We start from the raw sequence: 1,253 nt of genomic DNA on the forward strand, positions 1-1,253 counted from the left end.
TCCATTCACAACAGTAGGTGCTGTAAACCTTTCCCAGTAACACTTTCAATCTTGAGAGCAAACTGTTTTTTAGCAGAACTTTGTACTCTCCAGAATTGTTAATAATTAATAATTAATTGTTGAAAAACAGCTTCTAAGGGAGAGGTCTTAAATGTTTGTACTTCATGTACTTGCAATTTGTTGTAGCTACTCCTCTGGTTATGGCGATCGCATTTGAGACATAACCAGAGGTCTTAAATGTTTGTACTTCATGTACTTGCAATTTGTTGTAGCTACTCCTCTGGTTATGGCGATCGCATTTGAGACATAACCTTTACCTAAAAAGCTTTTACTGATCGCTTTGAAGGTTCTTGTGTTCGGCAAAGATTGAAAAGCCACATATTTAATTATACCTGATAGACTTAATTTTGCAAATTTTTGCTGGCAACACTTTTAATTTTTGCTTTTCCTAGTTTTTCAAATTACTGAATAAAGCTAATATCAAGTATGATTATAATAGTTTTTATTCATTTATTTCTCCAATCACTCACAATTAATATTTATTTACTTTCGAGAAAAATAGCAACTTAAATGTTCGCTAATTTGGCAGATTTGCAGATATAATTATTTTTGGGAATAATCATATTATCATCTTGACAATTTGAGTAGATAGCTGTAAAATTTTACTTACATAATCCCTCAAATAAACTAAGATTAATTATATCATAAAAAATGATTTTTTTTATTAATTTTTATTAATATTGAGACAGTAAAAACTAATATTAATAATGCCGGTTTCTGGATTAAGAATTTATACTTAAAAAAACAAGCAACTGCTCATAAAATGAGAAAAAAGATAGTAAAAAGTATATTAGTTAACAATAAATGATCTGAATTTAGAGATATAAAAAGAATATAGATAGTAATTCACTATCCATAAAGTAAACCAATTACAGGAGAGTTTTTATAATGAAAAGGTACTTAATCCTATCTGCACTAGCTTCTCTCGGCATTTTCTTACAAGCAGGATCGGCTAACGATCAATATAGATGCAATTTCAGATATAAAGTTGGCGCAAATGATTGGGTTAATGACAGTGCCAGTGCAACAACTCGTTCTCTTGCTAAAGGTTCAGTTGCAAGCGTTCTAGAAAGTAAAGAAGCTAAAGCAAATAGAGAAGGTAAAAGTTTTGATTCAACTAACTTATTTTGTAGAGAAGTACTTGGGGATTAATGTGATAGTCTGTCTGGAAACTAAAATACTCAAAAACTCTA

Annotated in this window: 2 protein-coding genes; one reads left to right on the forward strand and one right to left on the reverse strand. The window is 30.2% G+C overall.

Annotated elements, in window-relative coordinates:
• Positions 1-198: 198 nt before the first annotated feature.
• Entirely contained in the window at positions 199-378 is a 180-nt protein-coding gene (locus D5R40_RS33105) for a hypothetical protein (protein ID WP_124155899.1), read from the reverse strand.
• 570 nt (positions 379-948) lie between these two features.
• Here D5R40_RS33105 and D5R40_RS33110 point away from each other — a divergent pair.
• Positions 949-1,212, forward strand: coding sequence for a hypothetical protein (locus D5R40_RS33110; RefSeq protein ID WP_124143397.1), 264 nt, complete (start codon positions 949-951; stop codon positions 1,210-1,212).
• Positions 1,213-1,253 lie beyond the last annotated feature (41 nt).

Origin of the sequence: Okeania hirsuta (assembly GCF_003838195.1) — a bacterium.
GTDB classification, from domain to species: domain Bacteria; phylum Cyanobacteriota; class Cyanobacteriia; order Cyanobacteriales; family Microcoleaceae; genus Okeania; species Okeania hirsuta.